Source organism: Thalassospira profundimaris (genome assembly GCF_003326755.1).
GTDB classification, from domain to species: Bacteria; Pseudomonadota; Alphaproteobacteria; order Rhodospirillales; family Thalassospiraceae; genus Thalassospira; species Thalassospira profundimaris_B.
On sequence record NZ_JPWH01000059.1, the window covers coordinates 1 to 2476 of the forward strand.

General features: G+C 54.2%; 2 protein-coding genes. Both read left to right on the forward strand.

Annotated elements, in window-relative coordinates:
* Window positions 1-1699, forward strand: a 1699-nt coding sequence (gene ppdK / locus TH25_RS24460; RefSeq protein WP_114090846.1) for a pyruvate, phosphate dikinase, incomplete at its 5' end; no start/stop codon positions are given.
* A 444-nt stretch (window positions 1700-2143) separates the two neighbouring features.
* Window positions 2144-2476, forward strand: a 333-nt coding sequence (locus tag TH25_RS24465; protein WP_147253101.1) for a substrate-binding domain-containing protein, incomplete at its 3' end; no start/stop codon positions are given.

Here is a 2476-nt window from a genome sequence, read left to right on the forward strand (position 1 = left end):
CGACATGCAGGACATGGAATTCACCGTCGAGTCCGGCAAACTTTACATGCTCCAGACCCGTGCGGGCAAACGCACCGCCAAGGCCGCCCTTCGCATCGCGGTTGAAATGTGCCAGGCCAATGTGATCACGCGCGAAGACGCCCTTCGCCGTGTTGACCCGGCACAGCTTGACCAGTTGCTGCATCCGACCCTTGATCCCGATGCGGACCGCAAGGTGATCGGCATGGGGCTTCCGGCATCGCCCGGTGCGGCATCCGGGCAGATTGTCTTTTCCGCCGAGGTCGCCGAGGACTGGGTGCACAATCGCGGTCAGAAGGTCATTTTGGTGCGTATCGAAACCAGCCCCGAAGACATTGCCGGCATGCACGCCGCCGAAGGCATTCTGACATCGCGCGGTGGCATGACCAGCCACGCCGCCGTGGTGGCGCGCGGCATGGGGACGCCATGTGTTTGCGGCGCCGGTCAGGTCAAGATTGACTATGCCAGCAAGACCTTGACGTCGGGCGGTGTGACCCTGAAAGAAGGGGATGTCATCACCCTTGACGGGGCGACCGGCGAGGTAATGCTGGGTGAGGTGGCAACGCTTAAACCCGATCTTTCGGGTGATTTTTCCAAATTGATGGAATGGGCCGATGGGGTGCGCCGCCTTAAGGTGCGCACGAATGCCGAAACGCCTGATGATGCGCAAACCGCGCGTGGTTTTGGCGCCGAGGGCATTGGCCTTTGCCGGACTGAGCATATGTTCTTTGACCCGGCACGTATCATTTCCATGCGTGAAATGATTTTGGCAGAGACCGAACAGGGGCGCCGTGCCGCCCTTGATAAGCTTTTGCCCTATCAGCGTCAGGACTTTATTGACCTGTTCCGCATCATGAAGGGGCTTCCGGTGACCATCCGGTTGCTTGATCCGCCATTGCATGAATTCCTGCCGCATGGGGACGGGGAAATCGCCGAGGTTGCCAATGCGGCGGGGGTGTCCGAGGCGATTGTGCGCCGTCGGTTGCTTGATCTGGCTGAGGCCAACCCGATGCTGGGCCACCGTGGTTGCCGTCTTGGCATCAGTTATCCTGAAATCTATGAAATGCAGGCGCGTGCGATCTTTGAAGCCGCGATTGAGGTCTCAAAGGATGGCGGCGATCCGGTGATCCCGGAAATCATGATCCCGCTGATTGTTGGCAAAAAGGAACTCGAAATCCTGAAAGCCGCGATCATCAAAGTGGCGTCCGAGGTCGAGGCCGATAAATCGGCAAAGCTCGAATTCCTTGTCGGCACGATGATCGAATTGCCGCGCGCCGCACTCAAGGCTGGTGAAATCGCCGAAGAAGCCGAGTTCTTCAGCTTCGGGACCAACGATCTGACCCAGACGACCTTTGGTCTTTCGCGTGATGACGCGTCCCGGTTCCTGGATACCTATATTTCCAAGGATATCTTTGCCGGTGATCCGTTCGTATCGCTCGATCAGGAAGGGGTGGGCGAACTGGTCAGCATCGCCGCGGAACGTGGCCGTAAAACGCGTTCTGACATCAAGCTTGGCATCTGCGGTGAACATGGCGGCGATCCGGCATCCATCGCCTTCTGCGAGGCGCAGGGACTGGATTACGTGTCCTGCTCGCCCTATCGCGTGCCGATTGCCCGGCTGGCTGCGGCACAGGTAACGCTGAATAGCCAATATTCTGTACGAGAAGGTGACGTTTCGTGAAGGCGGAAACATAGATACCAGTTACTTTCGTATACTACAGCGTCAGATTCACTTTCAAAGATGATGGAGACTTTCAAGAGTAAATACCACGTTTGAGAGTTCCCTTGCCGGAGAAACTAAACCCTGCGCGATTTTATCGGCAGGGTTCTTTTTTGCTCACAGGTTGCCCACATAAAATAGAAGAAGCAGGTGATTTTCAGTCGGGTGATTCTTGAGCCTTCATATTTGCCTGAGTCCCCATTGATCGTCAGATGGATATTCAATAAAAATTGCAAATCCAGAAAAATGCAATTTTTAACGCGCAACCATTGACTCAATCAATTTAGCAACTCATAATTCAAAATAGGTCAATGTTGCAATAATTGTTGCATAATAAATTTCTACCCCATTTGCGCAACACTGATCGTGCAAGTCGTAAAACGAAATTCCTTAGGGAGGAATGCTATGGGTCGACTCTTTACATTTCTGACAGGTGCAGTTGTCTTGTGCACCGTTGCGTTGCCGCAAGCTGCATTTTCAGCAGAAAAAGAGAAAGTTTTCTTTTTGCTGCCAAACTCTACTACCACCCGCTTTGAAAACCGGGATGCTCCATTCTTCATTGAAGCGATGCTCGAAAAGGCACCGGATGTCGAGTTAACTCTCGTCAATGCTCAAGGTGATCCTGCTGAGCAACAGCGGCAAGTCGAAAACGCGATCGCGCAGGGGGCGGATCTACTTCTGTTCACCTCTGCAGACGCAAACTTGGCAGCTGGACACCCGCAAAAACCTATCGCGTCA